Below are 17,989 nucleotides of genomic sequence, written 5' to 3' on the forward strand. Positions count from 1 at the left end.
CGGACTCCCCACGCCCGCGGTCGGAGGCGGCGGGCGGGGCGGCATCACTGAACAAACCTCCCGAACCACCCGGGCTGCCCGGCACTCCGAGGTCACCATTCATGTCGATGCGCTCTCAAATACCCGTGCAGGGGCCGCCCCGGCACGATCGGCTCGAACCACTCCTCCGACCCGGGGTCCGACAGCCGCAGCTCGACCGACTCCGGATCGTCCGACGCCGCGTCGCTGAACGTCACGAACGCCGCCTCGACATCGTCGTCGTACAACCCGTGCCGCTCCAACAGCGACGCCGCCTGATCCACCAACAACCGCAACGCCATCTCCTCCGCAAAGCACGAGGGCGGCGCCCACTCGTTCGCGCCGAGCCGCCCGGTGACCGCGACGGCGGCCACCACGAACCGCCGAACGAACCCCTCCTCCAGGATGGGCAACGCATCCAGCACGAAAAACGAAGCCCCATCCGCCTCGCGAAGATTCACCAGATCCGTGAACAGCAGATCCACGAGCACCCCGACCGAACTCGCCACGGCCCCGGCCGCAAGCCGAGCCTTCTCCTCGGGCACGTCCGGCTGCGCGGTGTCCGGCTCACACCCGAACGCGTCCAGCCCGAACGCCCGCACCCCCGCCGCCTGCCGCTCGATCCGCAGCCGCTCCTCCGGCATCGGCCGTCGCGCCCGCAACGCCGGATCCCCCGCCGGCGCGTCCGGCCCGTCCGCCGCGAGCAGACTCTCGTACACCAACTCCTCGTGAAGCTGCACCTCGCTGCGCACCACCCGCCAATCCGCGAGCAACACACTGGCCTCCAACACCGCCAGCACCATCTGCCGCGCCCCGCGCTCGGCCGCCTCCAACGTCGGCGCATCCACCGACATCAACACCGCGGCCCCCTCCGACCCGGGCGTGACCCGAAAGTCCACCAGGTCCACCCCGACCCCATCCGCCTCCTCGAACCCCTCCACGGACTCGAGCCCATCACTCAGCAACGCCCCGACCCCGAGCCGCTGGAGTTCATCCAGATCGGGATAGGTCTCGAGCGGCACGACATCGACATTCACCGGATAAGCCACCCCAAGATCTTCCCGGACCCACCCCCCTCCCCACGCCCGACACCACCGAACAACCACGTGGCGGACCACCCCCCAAAGTGCGATATGGTTTCCGTGTTCGGCCGGCCGAACACCGGGACGTGGCGCAGCTTGGTAGCGCACTTGACTGGGGGTCAAGGGGTCGCAGGTTCAAATCCTGTCGTCCCGACGGTGTCGAAGAGGCGCTGACTTAGGCGAAAGCCCAGGTCAGCGCCTCTTATTGGTTTAGACCACCGAATGATCGATCGAGATCGTTCCGGGGGCTTGGGGACCATCTGGGGACCAAGCCGCCGTCAGATGCGCGCTGAGGGCCTCTCCGGCGAGGGTCAGCGAACGCAGATTCGGATGCAGATAAAGCTGTGTCGTCGCGAGCGACCCGTGGCCGGCGATCTTCCGTAACACGTGAATCGGCACCCCCGCGTCCGCCATCCACGTGAGCCCGGTGTGCCGCAGACCGTGCCGACGCAAGAACTCGTAGCCGAGCGAGGCCACCACGTCGTCCCAGTGGGTCGCATCCCGCAGGATCGCCGTGGTGATCCGTCCCCCGCGTGGTCCGGTGAACAGTCGGGTCATCGGGTCGGGGTCGGGCCCGGCCAGCGCGATCCGGTGCAGGACCATCGGCCGGACCTGGGGAATGATCGGCACCTTGCGTCGACGCTTGCCCTTGGTGCCCTTGTCCACGAGCCCACCGGGCGAAGTGGTGGTCTGACGACACAGATCCCACATCCACGTGGCCGTGTCGATGTCGGCGATCCGCACCCCCGACACCTCCCCGATACGCGCCGCGGTGCACCCCGCGAAGCGCACCACGTCGCCCCATCCCCGATAGCCGCCATGGGACCGCGCGACCAGAGCACCGGCCAAGCCGTCCAGCGCGTCCCAGTCCCGAAGTGCCAGGGCTCGCGGATCGTCCAGTTCGTCCTCGGCGTGTCGGAACTCGCTCTGCCAGCCGCTGACGCGTGCGGGGTTCGCGTCGATCAGCCCGTCACGCAGGGCCTGTTGCATGACGCGGACCAGGACGGCGAGGCTGTTCTTGACCGTCGAGCGACTGTGACCGTCGGCGATCCACCCCGACACCGCACGATCGACCGCCCCGTAGGTGACGGACTCCACCGGCAGATGCCCCACCCAGGGCACCACGCGCAACCGCCATCCTGCCAGATACGGGTCGGTGGTCTTCTTCTCCAACCCTCGCAGGGCCATGTCCATGTTCGCGTCGCCGTACTCGGCGAGCGGCATGACCGCCATCGCCGGATCGACGCCGGCCCGCACCAAATTCTGGATCCGCTCGACCCACGCCTGAGCGTCCTCCGGCTCCGCGCACGCCTGCGAGATCGAACGGCGGTTGCGCGTACCGGCCTCCACCCACCGCACGCGAGCCCGATAGGGCTTCGCGCGCCCCTGCCGATGCTCGACGTCGGCGGACACCTTCATGCCCGCCGGCGGTATCCCGCGGCCCGTCAAGCCGCCACCTGCGGATCCACCCGACGACGCACCAACCACGCCTCCACATCGGCGACGCTGTACACCGTCGTCCGCGCCGACAACGGCACGAACGGCGGCCCCTGCACCGGATGCCCGGTACGCCAACGCCGCAACGTCGACGGATCCACACCCAGCAACTCGGCCACCTCCTCGGTGGAGTACCAGCCGCCCTCCAGCATCCCCGCCCCCGCCATGTCCCGCTCCGCACTCATCGGCCGAACCCGCGTCCGATACAGATGACGCACCATCACCACCCCTGTCTGTACGAGAAGTTCACGCATCGGCCCGTTCGCGGCGACCGCCCCGCAGCACGCACACTCCTACTCGCCGACCGGCTCGCTCTCCACCTCGTCGTCGACGAACGCCAACTCGACGGGCAACGCAGGTAGCACCAGGGAACGTTCACGCATCCCGGCCCGCAACGCCCGCAGCGCCTGACCGTCCTGGAAGAGCATCTCCCCCAACTGATCGGCGGAGCGCAGGTGATCGGCCCGCCGGCGGGGATCCAACGACGTGTTCGCCTTCCGCTGGTGCTCCCCCAGCAACCGCAACGACGTCCGCGCCGTGTGCACCGCGTCCGCGTGCACCCGAAACGCGTCGATCACCGCCCGTGAAGACCCCTCCGGCGCCGCCTCCGCCAACGGCGTCTCCTCGGTGAACCACGCCACCGCCTCCCACACCGGCACCTCCACCGCGGGCAGAACCTCGACACTTGCCTGCCGACCGAGCGGAAACAGCAAGCTGATCGGACCGACGTCGAGCGCCTTCGCCACCACCAGCAGTTCGGCGACGCCGAAGGACGCACGCCGGCCGGTCTCCAGGTTGTTGATCACACTCGCCGGAACGTCGACACCCAGAGCAACGCATGCCTCGGCAAGCTGCAGCGCCGTCAGCCCGCGCTCCTTGCGATACCTCCGGACCTGAGCTCCCAGAAGCCCGGCGACACCAGTTGCCCAATCCATGTTCGTCATGGGTACGAGTTTGATCTACCTAACTAGTAATCACAAGCATTCAAGAGCTGGTTCTCCGTTGGCGAACATCACAGTCACACGAGACGTCATCGAGACACCTTAGGCGTCGACGTCGATGGCATCGTTCGCCCCGCCATCCCGCGCAACCAAGCCGAGTCCTGAGCCTGGGAGTTGATCCCCGATCGACGGCGAGCCAACAGCCGGACTAGCCAGCGGCCCCCAGCCGCCCATGAACGCAAGCAGCGAGGCACGCGACGACTTCGCCCACCCCATTGGTGTCCGCCCGTGATACCTGAGGCACGGCGCGGCGCCCACGGCTCACGCGGCTGCCGCGAACCCCGATCAGACGAGTTGCTCAATTGGCGGAGCAGCGGACTTTTAATCCGCCGCCCGGCATTAGCGGAAGGCGGCGAACGGCGGCGCCGATTTTCACAGCAGCCGTCTGACCTGGGGCTTTAATTCCTCCGGCTGGTCGCGAAGCACTTGCGACGGTGTCGGGAACGTCGTTGTGAGGCCGGTGTGAGCCCCATCGTCCCGCACCGGGCACGATCGAGGCCGATTCCCAGCTCTCGCTGACTACCGATTTCACGTTGCGTAATTAGTACGAGTGCAGAGTGAACGCGCCGTTGACGGCCACTAGGCGGGCTGGATTGTCATCCACCTTGCGTGGCGCTACACCGAAACGAGGCCATGAGCATCACGACCCTGGACACGCGGACTTGCCGGTTTCGGCCCACGACGTGACCAGGTCGTGCATTCGCGCCTTGTTCGAAGCACTCAGTCGGAAGGAAGCTCATAACGATCGGCGCGCCTACCCATAACGGCCGTGGCGGCCATCTGTCGAACATCCTCGTGGTCGTCGGCGCTGGCCACCTGGCGCAGCAACGCGAGCGTCTCGGGATCCCTCGGCCATCTTCGCGCGACCAACTCGACTGCGACCCGCCGAACGCCTTGGTGGTCGTCGGTAAGGGCGAGCTGGCGCAGCAACGTGAGCGTCTCGGGATCCTGCGGCCATCCCCGCGCGATCTCCGCGGCTGCGGACCGCCGGGGGACCCAGTGCTTGTCGGTAGTGGCTAGCTGGCGCAGCAACGTGAGCGTCTCGGGGTCCTGTGGCCATCCCCGCGCGATCGTCGCAACCGCAGCCTGTCGAACAACTTGGTGGTCGTCGGTGGTGGCCAGCCGGCGCAGCAACGTGAGCGTCTCGGGATCCTGCGGCCATCCCCGCGCGATCGCCTCGACCGCAGTCCGCCGGGGGACCCAGTGCTTGTCGGTAGTGGCCAGCCGGCGCAGCAGCCCGAGCGTCTCGGGGTCCTGTGGCCATCCCCGCGCGACCGCGTCGACCGCAGACCGCCGAACGCCCTCGTGGTCGTCGGTCGTGGCCAGCCGGCGCAGCAACGCGAGCGTCTCCGGATTCTCCGGCCACCCCCGCGCGATCGCCTCGACCGCAGACCGCCGAACGCCCTGGTGGTCGTCGGTGGTGGCCAGCCGGCGCAGCAACGCGAGCGTCTCCGGATCCTGCGGCCATCCCCGCGCGATCGCCTCGACCGCAGACCGCCGAGCGCCCTGGTGGTCGTCGGTCGTGGCCAGCCGGCGCAGCAACGCGAGCGTCTCCGGATTCTCCGGCCACCCCCGCGCAATCGCCTCGACCGCAGCCTCTCGAACGTCCTCGTGGTCGTTGGTGGTGGCCAGCCGGCGCAGCAACGCGAGCGTCTCCGGATTCTCCGGCCACCCTCGCGCGATCGCCTCGACCGCAGCCTCTCGAACGTCCTCGTGGTCGTCGGTGGTGGCTTGGCGCAGCAACGCGAGCGTCTCCGGATTCTCCGGCCACCCCCGCGCGACCGCCTCGACCGCAGCCTCTCGAACGTCCTCGTGGTCGTCGGTGGCGGCCAGCCGGCGCAGCAACGCGAGCGTCTCCGAATCCTGCGGCCATCCCCGCGCGATCGCCGCGACCGCAGACCGCCGAACGCCCTCGTGGTCGTTGGTGGTGGCCAGCCGGCGCAGCAACGCGAGCGCCTCCGGATCCCGCCGCCATCCCCACGCGATCGCCGCGACCGCCGCATCTCGAACGTCCTCGTGGTCGTCGGTGGTGGCTTGGCGCAGCAACGCGAGCGTCTCCGAATCCTGCGGCCACCCCCGCGCGATCGCCGCGACCGCAGACCGCCGAACGCCCTCGTGGTCGTCGGTGGTGGCTTGGCGCAGCAACGCGAGCGTCTCCGAATCCTGCGGCCATCCCCGCGCGATCGCCTCGACCGAAACCTCTCGAACGTCCTCGTGGTCGTCGGTGGTGGCTTGGCGCAGCAACGCGAGCGTCTCCGAATCCTGCGGCCACCCCCGCGCGACCGCCTCGACCGCAGACCGCCGAACGCCCTCGTGGTCGTCGGTGGCGGCCAGCCGGCGCAGCAACGCGAGCGTCTCCGAATCCTGCGGCCACCCCCGCGCGACCGCCTCGACCGCAGCGCGCCGGGGCACCCAGTGGTCGTCGGTGGTGGCCAGGTCGCGCAACAACCCGAGCGTCTCGGGATCCCCGGGCCATCCTCGTCCGATCGCCACAACCGCGACTCTCCGGCTTTGGTGGTCGTCGATGGTGGCCAGCTGGCGTAACAACGCGAGCGTCTCCGGATCCCCCGGCCATCGCCGCGCGATCTCTTCGACCGCGGCCCGACGAACGTCCACGTGGAGGGCGGTGATGGCCAGCTTGCGCAGCAGCCCGAGCGTCTCGGGATCCTGCGGCCATCTCCGCGCGATCGCCTCGATGGCTGCTTGTCGAACCATGAGGCGGGCGTCACTAGTGGCGTATCCGTACAAGGTGGCCGGAGAGTGGTCTCGGGTGGTGACGTAGAGCTGGGCGGCGATGCGGCCGATGGTGCGGGTCCGGTCCAGGGCGTAACCGGAAACCTGATACCAGGACTGGTACAGGAGGGTGTCCAACCATGTGGGTGCCTGTTCCGATGCGGGAAGAGCTTGGCGCAGCGCGATACCGAGGCCCCCATCGAACACTCGCTGGCTTTGTGCCGCTTCGGTGAGCAGGTCGATGAGTAGGCGGGTGGTGTCGGTGGCCAGGTGGGTGAGCGTGGGGCGGTGTCGGATCTCGCCGACGGCGCTCAGTGCGAGGAGCTGGGTGACGGGCAGGTGGCTCTTGAGTCGCCATGCGGGGTCGACGGACCGGAGTCGGGTGACGACTTGAACGGCGAACTTGTTGGGGATCATGCCGACCAGCAGGAGGAGTGTCTCCCTCCATGCGGGGTCGTGGGCATGGGTGTGGAAGAGTGCGAGGAGGTCGGAGTCCTCAAGGTCGCGGTTGGTGTGTCGTTGTCTTACGTCGTCTGCGGCGAGGTATTCCAAAAAGGCGCGGTGGACGAAGCCGTACAGCCCGGCGCCGAAGCTGGAGAGGATGAAGTTGCGGTGCTGAAACCGGCGAAGGATGGCACGGGCAGCACTGTCGGCGCGGTCCTCGGGGAGGCTGAATTCGTCGATGAAGAAGGCGCTGAGTTCCCGGAGGAGTTCCTTCGCGGACAGGTGGTTGCCGGCCAGCCCGGCGGGGGCGTCCTGCATGCGGTGGGCAACCTTGTGCAGTACGGACAGTTTGTCGTCGGGTTCCAGGTGGGGCAGCCCCTCGTCCTCCTGACGTAGGTGCTTGTTGACGTCCCAGTGTTCGATCAGAACGTTGACTGCGTGCTGGTACACGGTCCGGCGATCGCGGGGGAGTTCCCGCCGGCGCGCGATGATCGCGAGGATCGTCAGCAACATGGGGTTGCCCGCGAGTTCGGCGACCGCCGGGGAGTCGTCGATGGCCCTCAGGAGCCGAGCACGCATCTGCTCTGCCGCCGACGGATCGTTCTCGCAACTGTGGTTGTACCAGGTGGTGGCGAACGTCCGGATTCGGGCCGGTTCCAGGTCCTGGAGCATGAGGGTGGTGAACCCGGCCGCGTTGAGCACAGACGGGCTGTATCCGAAGACGCGCGATGTCACGATCACGCGGATGTTCGAGTAGCGGGAGGCGAATCCCTCGATCCGCTTGACGACGTCGGCCCTGATCCCGGGGTCGAAGATCTCGTCGAGACCGTCGAAAACGATCAGTGCCTTCCCGCCGTCGTGCAGGAAGCGTTCCAGCGCCGCTTTGGGAAGGCCCAGGTTGTGGTCGCCCTTCCCCAACTCCTCGATCAGGTCGAAGAACGTCCTCTCGCGCCATATCTGGTCGGCGAAGACACGCAGTTCCACCAGGAGCGGAAGGCATCCCCTCCACTCCACCGGCAGAGCCGTCGAAGCCGACCAGTGCCCGTCCGGGTCGAGTTCGGCCGCGGCCAGGGCCAGCACCACGTAGCGCGCGAGCGTCGACTTGCCCGCGCCCGGGTCACCGAGCACCACGGCCCTGTCCGAATGTCCGAGCGCCTCCAGGACCGGGCGCGCCGGACGGTCGAAGTAGAGGCGACGCGCCTGCTCAAGCCGTTCCCGGTCGACCTGATTGGGCAGGTCGGGCATCTGTCCGTCGTCCCTCAAGCGCCTCAGAACCTCGCGCGGGAGGTCCAACAGTTCCGGGGGAGGAGGGTTCTCTCGCACCGATTGCGGGACGAACACCTTGCCCAGCAGCATCACCGGGTGCTCGTCCTGCACGGTCAACGGGGTCAGGATCTCCAGGTCCACCCGCTGATATCGGTCTCGTACACGCTGCAGATATCCCACACGCGCCGAAGCGAAATCCCTATCTTCGAAACGGGCATCGGAGGATTCCCCATGGAAGACGTAGACCGTAAGATCCCCGTCGACGTCGTTGCCGGCGACCACCTGATTGATGTCGGTTCGCGCCTCGCGGCGTGTGCCAGACGATCGCCAGGGCCGCCAGTTCCGTAGCCTACCCATCCTGGCTCTGGCTGAAGCCGCCCGCGATGTCGTTCCGGCGGGCTTCCTGCTCCGCCGGCCCGTCGGTCCTCTGGACGAACGAGCCCCCGACCCTGTTGTCATCTGCCGTCTGACGCCTGATCGTCGAGGGCTGCGATACGACCGGAAGCCACCACTGCACCAATACCCCGACCACGAGCAGCACCACGCTTGAAACCCACCATGTCGCCGCACGATGGTCGGTGAGGAATCCCGTGGCCACGTTCACCACCGCCGCAACCACCACCGCCCCCACCGCACCGACCAACCGCTGCACGACCGGACTCATCACTGCCCCCGCAAGACCAAGCACCCGACACCCCCCGCGAAGTCAGTATCGACCACATCCATGGCCCGGGTCTGCGGAACGTCCGGAGCATCCACCAAGACGAACTCGGTTCGGTGGAAACGGCATTCACCAGGACTGGTGAGGTGATGCCGCACCACAGGCTGGGCGCGGGTCGGCAAGTCCGCGTTCACCGCGCGCCGGGCGGCAATCCCTGGCGAGCCGGGTGACCGCCGACAACCACATCGCGGTCGACGCGGAACCGGCCGCGCTGGCGCGCCTCTGCAGCCCGCCTCCAACCGCAGAAGCAAGGCACACTCGCTCCCGCCATCCACGCACGGGACACCACACAGAGCTGGACTTCAGAGACCAAAAAAGCGGGACGTGATCGAGCCCAATCGGAGCGATGGTTAGGCAGAACTCCGCGAGTACCACGGGCTCGGTGCAGCCTGACCGTCACGGTGATCGTAATGGTCGACAACGTGTCCCAGACAAGCGGAAACTGACAAGCCTGGACATCACCCCGCGATCGAGCGTCAGGAGATACATGTGGCCACTGCCGTACTCGCGCCAAGCCTGCAGGCCAGCGTGGACAGATTCGCCCGTTCGTTGATCATTCCATCCAGGCTCTTGGCACTTCATCCGAGGAAGCAGGGGCATCCGGGTAACGCGGCTGCGCTGGCGCCTGCCGTCACTCAAGGAGTGCTGTCGGCGTTCGAAGGCTTCTCCGAAGACTTCTTTGCCACTGTGCTCTATCGGCAAGGTCAGAGCTTCGCGCAGATCGCGAAGAAGATGAACCTTACGAATCCTGATGTGGCAGACATTGAGGCACTCGTCTGTCGTGAGTTCCCCTCCCTGAAGCAGGTGATTGGCAAGAGCCACCTGCTCACCGTGTGGGACCCGCCCGTTGTCGGTAAGACGCTCTGGCAGGAACGTGACCTGAACTGGGACGAGACGAAACAGGCCGCACAGGGGTGGATGCAGGTGCGACACTGCCTCGCGCATGGATTGGCCAGCGGCTGGAGCAGCGAGGTGTGGCCCGGCCCCGTCAGGCAAGGGGTTCAACACGCAGCATCCGTCCTGCGCCCCATGGCGAAGGGGAAGCACTCACTCGTGATGCATGGAGCTATCACCTGCGCACGTATCTATCGAGCTGGAGCAGAGCACCTGGCGGGGATTGTAGCCGCCCATCTCGGCGAGACGGTGAACTGGTCGGCCGTCCCCGAGTTCGAACTTCGGGCCGCTCAGCCCACGTAACGGGAGTCGGCGCAAGTCGGGTGGCTAGTCCGTGATGCCCGCAAGAACTGGCGTCGACGGCCACCCCGCCATCGCTGCGCCCTGAACGGCACCCGTGTCCCCACTCGTGCAGCGCGGAGTGACTGACTCCGACCCGGGCGTCGAGGGCGCGTTGATCGCGGCCAGGGATACGTCGACCACGCATGGGGTTACGTCCAAGCGTAACTACGGAGGGTAATCAAAATCGCATAACGCTAGTGAGGCCGGAAGTCCGCGACGGACACTCATCCAGCGGGATTTCACACCCTCACACGGATTCCGAGGCACCCGAGCACCACTCCGACCGCGCACGGCACAGCCGATGACTTGTCCGATTCGCGCGCCTTGTACTGACGCGCCCGACACCCAGGTGCGAGCTGCCCGCCGGGTCGTTCCCGCAGGTCACGGCGTGTCCGGGGATACTCGCAGCATGTTCGATCCGATACCGGTACTCTGCCGGTGGGCAAAAGCGGATCACCCGCCGACGCCCAACCGGGCCGTTAGCTCAATTGGCAGAGCAGCGGACTTTTAATCCGCGAGTACAAGGTTCGATCCCCTGACGCCCCCCGCGCAGGACACCACCGCCGATTAGCAATTCACTTTGGCCCCTGCCCTGGCGAGGCTCTATACGACGGGTGCAGCCCCACCCGGCGACGCAGGAACACCAGCAGGTGCCGGCGCAGGAGCTGTAGCAGAGGCAAGGGCTGCGCTCGTGCTACGAGCAACCTCGCGGGACTGCGATCGATCGCTGCGGCGGAGCACGAACAGCCCGGCCAGCGCAAGCATGCTTGGGCCGGCCAACATCGCGGACAACCAGGGTTGTCCGTTCGTGCCGACGAAGATCGATCCGCCGAGCATCACGAGCACCAGCACGGCACCAGCCCATAGGCCCGACATGTAGAGCGAGTGCGCACGGGCGCTCTCCGCCTCCATGCGGGCGTGCTCACGTATGGCTTCCGCTTCGCGGGCCGCCAGTTCAGCCGCGAGTTTGCGCCGTTCGTTGCGTCGGGCGAGTTCGGGTTCAAGCGCCGTGAGGGCGATCTGCAGGTGCTCGGCGGGGAGGGTACTCCATTGGAGGGCAAATTCGAGAGGACTACCCTCATCGTCCCGCAGGAACTCGTGAAACTCGTTCATTTCCTCTCGCCCCCCGGCTGCATGCTTGGAGTCTGTACCCCACCCAATTTCCCGAGAGGTGGAGGGCCAAGAATTCTGAAGAGATCGTTCAGGCCCGCGCTGAGTTCCCCGATTGCGCCAGGAACTTCGGGGTCATCCGACAACTCTGCGACCTGCAAGCTCTCGGGGCGCGCCTCGGCAAGCCGCGAAAGAACTTGCCGCTTGACACCGGAAAGCCAATCATTCGCAATCAGGCGGGCTTTTTGGCTCGTACTCGGCGAGCGAAGGAAGCCCCGCCACCGTTCTTCAGTATCGGGAGTGAGGATATCCACTCTGATAAGAGGTCCCGCGGGGCCGCGTACAAAGATACCGGGAGATTCATGAATCCACGAAGCATCGTTCGTCCCCGCCACCTCGGATCCGAAATAGGATCTGACCGCCGCGAGTGATTCGTCCTCGAATCCGTCGCCGCTGACCTCCCGCAAAATTTGCCCCAACTCGGCTGCGATCTCCTTCGGCGACAGGTCGTCCGCAGCGTAGTAGTGGTTGCTGACGATCACGCCACTGCTGGCGACGATGCCGTCGCTCGTGACTGTTACGTCGCCGACAACGCGCGTGGAACGCCTCGCCTGGTTAGGGTTTCGGGATATTAGACGTGCCCTCAAGATCATTCCGAGGGGAACGACGCTGGCGAGCGCCCCAAGCACCGGAAGAATCGTGGACAACTCATTCATGGGTGCCCCCGGGTCGCCAGTGGTATCACCTCACGGTACTGTATCCGTCTCCGCGCCGGGGCCACGATCACGATCATCACCGAGTCAAGCCGAAGAAGACGCCTTTCGCGCATCTCGCGAAGAGCACCTTGTTCCCCACGCATACGCGCACGTACGCATTCAGCAACACATGGCACCGGAGAAGCCCGTAAAAGCGCGAAGATCGGACAGGCAGGTTAACGCCGCCTTCTTGAACGTTCGCCCAGGTTGTCGGCGTCGCAAGAAATGATTCTCTTCATGATCTAGTGATCAGTCTGGCTCCTGGGAAGTCAACAGGGGTGATCAGCGAAGGAAACCACGAGAATGGACCCGCACCGGCTGCAGTTGAGGGTTCCTAAAACGACGGTATCCGCTGCTGCCACTGTCGATTGCGGGGCGTCAGACCGTCATCCGTTCCGCAGCCACCAGATGATCCCGACAACAATCGTGTTCCCGATCGCCGCGGCGGCACCGTGCGCGACACCGGTGAAAAGACGTCGCCCGTGGCGCGAGGCCCGACGCCGAACGGCTGTCGACCCGAACCTGCTGAACCGTGCCATGGCAGCCTCCTTGGGATGTGTTGTCTCAAGCCTCCCGGGGGTGCGTTCGGAGGTTCCGCTCTTGGACGCCTTGCGACAGTTCGTGATTTCGGCGAATACCTGACCTGCGTCGCAGAGTTCGAGAAACTGACGTTGGGACACTTCGCGACAGTCGGGAGATGCGGTGGCCGGACGGCGCGGAACCCTGGGGGTCGCCCTACCCAACGGGACGTCGGTCCCGCCCGGGGACCATCGCGACTTCCTCGTGGCCCTGCATCGCTTGTATGTCGAAGCAGGGCCGCCTGGACTACGGACGATCGCCAAGGGCATCCGAGACGACTCGTCCCTGGACTCGACGTTGAATCACTCGGCACTTGGCCGCATCCTCAACGGGGCGGTCTTCCCGAAGCGCTACGCGCTACGAACGCTGGGAACATGGCTTTCCTTGGAGGCGCAGCGACAAGGAACAACCCCTGACGAGGCGGAGATCCTTCGCTTGGCCCTCGAGGGGAGTTGGCAACAGGCAAGGCCATCACCGGAAGAGAGGCCCGCGGGTCTCGGTCGCACGGCCCCCAAGCGGTCCGGCACGGCGTCGGCGTCACCCCCCGATGGAACACGAGGCGACGTTCCCTGGAGCAGTGCAAGAGACGAACGGCTGGTCCTGGGAGGGATGCTGCTCGAGCGTGCGGGTGCGGCCGGACCAGTCGGTTCGGGATTACCTGGACAGTCTTGTCGCCGAAGCCCGCGTCGCGGATGAGCTCGCCGAGTCGTGCGCGACGCGGCTCGTCGACTGCGCCTTCCTTCGCGACCTCGTCCTTTTGGGACGTCGGGTCGACCAGGGCCACGTCTCCACCGCCGAGACGGACATCGATGCCCGGGCCATTGCCATGAGCACGGAGATGAATCTGCGCCGACTGCTCAAGCAACGCGAGGAACCCGACCAAGGCGAGTTCGGCTGGGAGGGCACACTCGACGAAATCGAAGCCGTCAGCTCCCGCGACCTACCAACCGGCGGAATCTCGACCGGGTTTCCTGAGCTCGACCACCTGACCGGTAGCCTCCGGCCCGGTCAACTGGTCGTCGTGGCCGGAGACCACAGCATGGGGAAATCAACTTTGGCACTCGACTTCGCTCGCTCGTGTTCGATCGCACAGGGGCTGGCGAGCGTCTTCTTCTCCTGCGAGATGACAGACAGTGAAATCCGGATGCGACTGCTGTCCGCAGAGGGGCGAGTCCCCCTCTTCCGTCTTCGCTCCGGCGGCCTTCGGGACGAGGAATGGGCACGACTCGCCCGACACCTCAACCTGACCGCCGCCCCCCTTCACATCGAGGACTCGCCTCGACTCTCGATCCAGGACATCCGCGAACGATGCCAATCGCTCGGGGCGCGCAACGACCTACGCCTGGCCATCGTCGACTGCATACAACTCGTCGTCGCACCCGACACCGACCACGACGGACCACGCTCCCTCGCCCGCTCTTTGAAGCACCTGGCCCGGGACCTCAAGATCCCTGTAGTCGTCGTGTCCCGCCTGATCGCGGGCACCACAGCCCGATCCGAGCGCTCACCGAGTCTGTCGGACCTGGAACCTTCGCTCCTGGACGAGGCCGACGTCATCCTCCTCCTCCACCGAGAAGACGCCCACGACAAGGCTTCGCCGCGCGCCGGCGAAGCCGACCTGCACGTGGCGAAGCAACGCAGCGGCCCGACCGGAGTCGTAACGGTCGCCTTCCAGGGGCATTACTCACGGTTCATGCCTCTGGACGCGACCGATCCACCGGCGGCATAAGTCTTGGGCGCTCGGTGCCCGCGCCGGCTGCCCCCGTGAGGCCGAACGCCAGTCGAGCACACCGCCACTCTCGGACGAAAATGGCCCAAAACCAGGTGTTCGGTGATAGTCGGCCGAAATCCCTGTCATATCGGCAAACCATGGCATCGTTCGGCAGCGGCTCCTAGCTTTGGAATGTGCCCTCACCGACACGAATCATCGGCGAACCGCTCTCTCCGCCGGACGACCACGTGGACGCGTCTTGACGCCCCCGGAGCCGATGGGCCCGGTACACGCGACCGCCACCTGGTTCCACCGACACGACCCCCGGCACATCCGATTCGGCGAAGCCCTCCGCCGGTCCCTCGACGAGGTCCTCGACGGCCAACGCACCGGTCGCTACGACGTGGCCACACTGGAGAAACCCGAGAAGACGTACCTCGCCGCCAAGGTCGGCATCGTCTGCCGGGCCGCATACGGCTTCCCCGCAGGTACAACCCACTACCCCGTCGCCGGCCACCACGTCCACCCACGCTTCTCGTTCACCGGGGCATGGACCCTCCCCCGCGAATCCCTGGGCCACGTGGGCCTGTTGCTCACCGCCGACGACGAACACTCACGCTTCTCCGTCGGCCTTCTCCATGTCACCGAGGACGCGGTGCTGCCCGGGTCACCCGAACGGAAATACCGCCTGTCCCCCACCGGCCGCCGCGCCATCCACTGGCTCGTACGCTCCGGCGACCTACCGGAGAACTTCCTCCTGCACCTACCGCCCCACACCCGCGACCTGATCCTGGCCGATCGCGTCTCCGGCCAAAAACGCATCAACGAACTCTTCCGCCACGTCCGCGACCGCATCATCCCGCGCGAACCGGTGGCCACCGTCGCCCACCAGACCGACCCGGCGAAACGCGTCCGCGACGCCCGCCGACACCTCCGCGACGAAGGCACCCTCATCCTCGGCCACCAACGCAAGCACCCGGACATCGCCCGCGAGCTCCGACTCCCCGTGCCCACCAAAGGATCCTGGATCTCGACCCGCGTGGTACCGGCTCGCCCCGACGACCCGCGCCCCGCCACCACCATCGCGGACACCTCCTACGTGCGGGCCCGACAAACCGACACCCCACACCCCGGCCCGGCGGACTACTGACCCAGTCAGGTCGGTCGCCGCAATCGCTTCTCGCAGGGATCTCGTGTTCACTCTGTTCGACCGCACACGAGGCTGGAGCCGATGTGACCGATCCCTACGAAATCACCCCCGACTGGGCCGCGATCGGCCTCCGCCCCGCCACGCTGCCCGACCACATCGGATGGCAACTGACCCGGCCGTCGGGACGTGGCGTCGGCGACGACCCACACGACTACTACGCAGCCTGGCGACGTGGAACTCTGCTGCCGGTTCTCGCGGATGGAGAGCCCGCGGTTCGGCGTAAGCCGTACTGAGCGGGAAACCACGTGTGGGCCCACGACAAGCGCGCGAAGGTCGTCCCTGAGGTCCCTTTCTCCTTCTGGCTGCTCTCGGCGGAAGGAGCCCTCGCCAACGACCGTGCGGGCAACCATGTTTGGCACTATCGCGTACTCCGCCGCGTACCCGCGCACTGGTACCTGGGACCGCTGGGCAGGACGTTCGCAGCCCTTCTGGAACGACTGCGCAGCGCTTCCAAGGAGGACATCACCGCCATGGAGACCATGTACGAACGCACCTGGCCGGCAGATGGATTCGACCCCGCATGGTCCGAAGGGCGGCAACTCGCGACAGACCTCGGAATAGAGGCGTACACCCGCTTGATCCGCATCGCCGACACGACATTCGTCTCTCGCGCACGAACCCTCGGCGTTCGCGCGCCAGAGAGAAGCGACGCCTGCAAGACGGCCGGGTTCGCAGCCGCAGGTCTCACCCTCACACTCGCGGATCCCGGTCTTGCGACCAGGCTGCTTCGCCCCATGAAGCTGGCCTTGGGCAACGTCTCAACGTGGCCCGTACCGGCATGGGCCAACGACGTTTCCTAAGCGACGCAGTTCGGCAGCGCATCTTCCATATTCTGCGGCAGGTCGTCCAGCGAACGATTGCGCATACTCGCCTGATCGGTCATCGACTTCCCGATCCTGGCCTTCGCGTGGCTGCCCCAGCCGCATCGGTCAACCATTCGATGTACTTCGCGGCACATGTTGTTGCGGTGCGGCCTCGATCCGCCGCATCCGATGGTCATCCTGGCGCTGCGATCGCTGTCCACGTAGGGGTGATGCACGTGGGCGATCACTACGTCTCAGTGGTTAAGGAGCGGGAAGCCGACCAGCCTCCAACCGACGCGACCAGGCAGGTACTCGTAAGGATGCCAGCATGGGGCAAACGCCGGTATATGCCCGCTACTTGAGGCCATCATTGGCGGTACTCGCAATACATCGCGCCACACGTTCAAGCACCTCAAGCAGGAGCCACATCCATGTCACATGCGACTGCACCGGACAGCGGGGCCTTCCCACTCCTCTCCCGTGGCCGGCCCGAGCCGGAACTTCTCCTTACATTCCGGGCCACTTCTCCGAACTCGTTGACAACCTGAGAGCCTTGCTGAGAAATATCGACGCCGATCCCCTCGTCGATCGAACGTTCACCTGGCCAGGTGACTCCTCCGCCGTCCCGCTGCGTCAGGTACTCCACTCACTGGGATCCTGCGGCCTGTTCACCCGGGAGGGCCGTCCGTTGCGTGTGTCGCTCACATCCGAGGCCAAACACGTTCTCGACGACGCCGGCACCACCTACCTCATTGCTGTGCTCCACGCTCATGTCCGCTTCTTCGGCGAAATATTGGAGTCGATCGGCGAAGGTCTGACTTGCGGCGACTTGAACCGCATTGCCAGCGATACATACGGATTGGGTTGGAAGACCCTTGTTCAGGTCCGTCGCCGATTGTATTGGATGCACGCCGCCGGCATGGTCGAATCCTGGACAAACGGCTAGTTCGCCCTGACAGAGGACGGCAGAGCGTTACTTCCCCAGTTGGACCTCATCCGGAGAAGTGACCTCGAGTCGCAGAGGCACGCTGTTCAACTGCCCGCGGAACTTTCAATGCCTCCTCGTCAGCTTGCCGAGCGTCTCAACGAGGTGACCGAGAACGAGCTACAGGGACGCAAGCGAGCGCTGGGATATGTCGCGGGCGGAACAACCATGATGGCCTTCAGTCGCAACATCGATGCCGCGGCTGCCGGTTTGTCCCGAAGAGAGTTCATCCGGGCCTCTGCTGAGCAGTCGCTCAACACCCTCCAGGGCCTTGGCCTCCTAGCGCAGGTAGGGCCAGACCAGTTCGCAGCGACCGAACTTGCCGCGGAATGGCTCGAGTCCGGAGAAGCTGTAGACCTCATCCGCTGCTTGCACCTCAACCTGGCCTTGCTCGGTGAAACCTTGGACACCCTGGAATCCGAAGCCGACTCAGGGACGCTGACCAGGATCCTGGCCGAGAAGTTCCCTTCGTCGCCTCTCACCCGAAAGGACGTGACGGCGCGCGTCGCCCTCTTGGTGGAAACCGGGCTCGCCGTGCGCCTGGGGAAAGTGGCGCGCAGCACCGTACTGGGCAGGGCCCTTGCCCGCTCCGTACCCCTCCAGAAGCACCACGATGCCCACCGGGATCGCTCGTCGGATGAGGAGGAGAACACCGCGACGGAAGCTGGTCGACGCCTTCGCCTGCCCGGACAATTGGCGGCCGAGGTGGTGAGTTCGTCTACGGACAGCGCGCATTACTTGCGGTTCGAGCATGCGCTGGCAGAGGCATTCCGCTATCTCGCGATGGACACCGAGGTGCACAGCGGCTCAGCCAAAACAGACCTGGTCGTCACTCTGT

The 17,989-nt window shown here is 66.1% G+C and carries 15 protein-coding genes and 2 tRNA genes; 8 read left to right on the forward strand and 9 right to left on the reverse strand.

Features of this window, described 5'->3' with window-relative positions; all coding sequences use genetic code 11:
- Positions 1-92: 92 nt before the first annotated feature.
- Positions 93-1,055: a hypothetical protein gene (locus ACH4U8_RS20595; RefSeq protein ID WP_395779171.1), complete on the reverse strand. Its 963-nt coding sequence runs from the start codon at positions 1,053-1,055 to the stop codon at positions 93-95.
- A gap of 125 nt (positions 1,056-1,180) precedes the next feature.
- Here ACH4U8_RS20595 and ACH4U8_RS20600 point away from each other — a divergent pair.
- Positions 1,181-1,254, forward strand: a tRNA-Pro gene (locus ACH4U8_RS20600).
- 56 nt (positions 1,255-1,310) lie between these two features.
- Here ACH4U8_RS20600 and ACH4U8_RS20605 read toward each other — a convergent pair.
- The 5 genes from ACH4U8_RS20605 to ACH4U8_RS20625 form a co-directional block, all read right to left on the reverse strand.
- A complete protein-coding gene (locus tag ACH4U8_RS20605; protein WP_395779173.1) occupies positions 1,311-2,519 on the reverse strand; it encodes a tyrosine-type recombinase/integrase in 1,209 nt (402 codons plus the stop codon).
- A 26-nt stretch (positions 2,520-2,545) separates the two neighbouring features.
- The gene (locus tag ACH4U8_RS20610) at positions 2,546-2,782 is read right to left on the reverse strand and encodes a helix-turn-helix transcriptional regulator (protein ID WP_395779175.1); all 237 of its coding nucleotides are present in this window, start codon (positions 2,780-2,782) and stop codon (positions 2,546-2,548) included.
- A gap of 108 nt (positions 2,783-2,890) precedes the next feature.
- Positions 2,891-3,541 (reverse strand): helix-turn-helix transcriptional regulator, encoded by a 651-nt coding sequence (locus ACH4U8_RS20615; RefSeq protein WP_395779177.1) that lies wholly within the window; start codon positions 3,539-3,541, stop codon positions 2,891-2,893.
- A gap of 777 nt (positions 3,542-4,318) precedes the next feature.
- Entirely contained in the window at positions 4,319-8,182 is a 3,864-nt protein-coding gene (locus ACH4U8_RS20620; RefSeq protein ID WP_395779179.1) for a HEAT repeat domain-containing protein, read from the reverse strand.
- 208 nt (positions 8,183-8,390) lie between these two features.
- Positions 8,391-8,693: a hypothetical protein gene (locus tag ACH4U8_RS20625; protein WP_395779181.1), complete on the reverse strand. Its 303-nt coding sequence runs from the start codon at positions 8,691-8,693 to the stop codon at positions 8,391-8,393.
- A gap of 558 nt (positions 8,694-9,251) precedes the next feature.
- Between ACH4U8_RS20625 and ACH4U8_RS20630 the strand changes: the two genes are divergently transcribed.
- Positions 9,252-9,959: a hypothetical protein gene (locus ACH4U8_RS20630; protein WP_395779183.1), complete on the forward strand. Its 708-nt coding sequence runs from the start codon at positions 9,252-9,254 to the stop codon at positions 9,957-9,959.
- A 512-nt stretch (positions 9,960-10,471) separates the two neighbouring features.
- Positions 10,472-10,544: transfer RNA gene (locus tag ACH4U8_RS20635), tRNA-Lys, on the forward strand.
- A gap of 57 nt (positions 10,545-10,601) precedes the next feature.
- Here the strand turns inward: ACH4U8_RS20635 and ACH4U8_RS20640 are convergent.
- Positions 10,602-11,111 (reverse strand): hypothetical protein, encoded by a 510-nt coding sequence (locus ACH4U8_RS20640; protein ID WP_395779185.1) that lies wholly within the window; start codon positions 11,109-11,111, stop codon positions 10,602-10,604.
- Positions 11,108-11,824 (reverse strand): hypothetical protein, encoded by a 717-nt coding sequence (locus ACH4U8_RS20645; protein WP_395779187.1) that lies wholly within the window; start codon positions 11,822-11,824, stop codon positions 11,108-11,110. The genes ACH4U8_RS20640 and ACH4U8_RS20645 overlap by 4 nt, the downstream gene beginning before the upstream one ends.
- A gap of 1,195 nt (positions 11,825-13,019) precedes the next feature.
- On the opposite strand from ACH4U8_RS20645, the gene ACH4U8_RS20650 reads away from it, so the two are divergent.
- The 4 genes from ACH4U8_RS20650 to ACH4U8_RS20665 all read left to right on the forward strand — a co-directional run bounded on the left by ACH4U8_RS20650 (position 13,020) and on the right by ACH4U8_RS20665 (position 16,163).
- The gene (locus tag ACH4U8_RS20650) at positions 13,020-14,171 is read left to right on the forward strand and encodes a replicative DNA helicase (RefSeq protein ID WP_395779189.1); all 1,152 of its coding nucleotides are present in this window, start codon (positions 13,020-13,022) and stop codon (positions 14,169-14,171) included.
- Between the two features lie 241 nt (positions 14,172-14,412).
- A complete protein-coding gene (locus tag ACH4U8_RS20655) occupies positions 14,413-15,303 on the forward strand; it encodes a NaeI family type II restriction endonuclease (protein WP_395779191.1) in 891 nt (296 codons plus the stop codon).
- An 83-nt stretch (positions 15,304-15,386) separates the two neighbouring features.
- Positions 15,387-15,596 carry a hypothetical protein gene (locus ACH4U8_RS20660; protein ID WP_395779193.1) on the forward strand — a complete coding sequence of 70 codons (210 nt, stop codon included), beginning with the start codon at positions 15,387-15,389 and terminating at the stop codon, positions 15,594-15,596.
- Between the two features lie 12 nt (positions 15,597-15,608).
- Positions 15,609-16,163, forward strand: a complete 555-nt coding sequence (locus ACH4U8_RS20665) for a hypothetical protein (protein WP_395779195.1) — start codon at positions 15,609-15,611, stop codon at positions 16,161-16,163.
- Here ACH4U8_RS20665 and ACH4U8_RS20670 read toward each other — a convergent pair.
- Positions 16,160-16,387 (reverse strand): hypothetical protein, encoded by a 228-nt coding sequence (locus ACH4U8_RS20670; protein WP_395779197.1) that lies wholly within the window; start codon positions 16,385-16,387, stop codon positions 16,160-16,162. The genes ACH4U8_RS20665 and ACH4U8_RS20670 overlap by 4 nt on opposite strands.
- A 332-nt stretch (positions 16,388-16,719) precedes the next feature.
- Here ACH4U8_RS20670 and ACH4U8_RS20675 point away from each other — a divergent pair, with 332 nt between their 5' ends.
- Complete coding sequence (locus ACH4U8_RS20675) at positions 16,720-17,112, forward strand: hypothetical protein (protein ID WP_395779199.1); 393 nt, start codon at positions 16,720-16,722, stop codon at positions 17,110-17,112.
- The last annotated feature ends 877 nt before the right edge of the window (positions 17,113-17,989 follow it).

Origin of the sequence: Embleya sp. NPDC020886, from assembly GCF_044333915.1 — a bacterium.
Lineage (GTDB): Bacteria > Actinomycetota > Actinomycetes > Streptomycetales > Streptomycetaceae > Embleya.

What these genes read in the sequence shown, in the direction of transcription:
- ACH4U8_RS20645 (WP_395779187.1), bottom strand. Translation starts at nt 11,824, where the DNA reads ATGAATGAGTTGTCCACGATTCTTCCGGTGCTTGGGGCGCTCGCCAGC.
- ACH4U8_RS20605 (WP_395779173.1), bottom strand. Translation starts at nt 2,519, where the DNA reads ATGAAGGTGTCCGCCGACGTCGAGCATCGGCAGGGGCGCGCGAAGCCC.
- ACH4U8_RS20615 (WP_395779177.1), bottom strand. Translation starts at nt 3,541, where the DNA reads ATGACGAACATGGATTGGGCAACTGGTGTCGCCGGGCTTCTGGGAGCT.
- ACH4U8_RS20610 (WP_395779175.1), bottom strand. Translation starts at nt 2,782, where the DNA reads ATGAGTGCGGAGCGGGACATGGCGGGGGCGGGGATGCTGGAGGGCGGC.
- ACH4U8_RS20640 (WP_395779185.1), bottom strand. Translation starts at nt 11,111, where the DNA reads ATGAACGAGTTTCACGAGTTCCTGCGGGACGATGAGGGTAGTCCTCTC.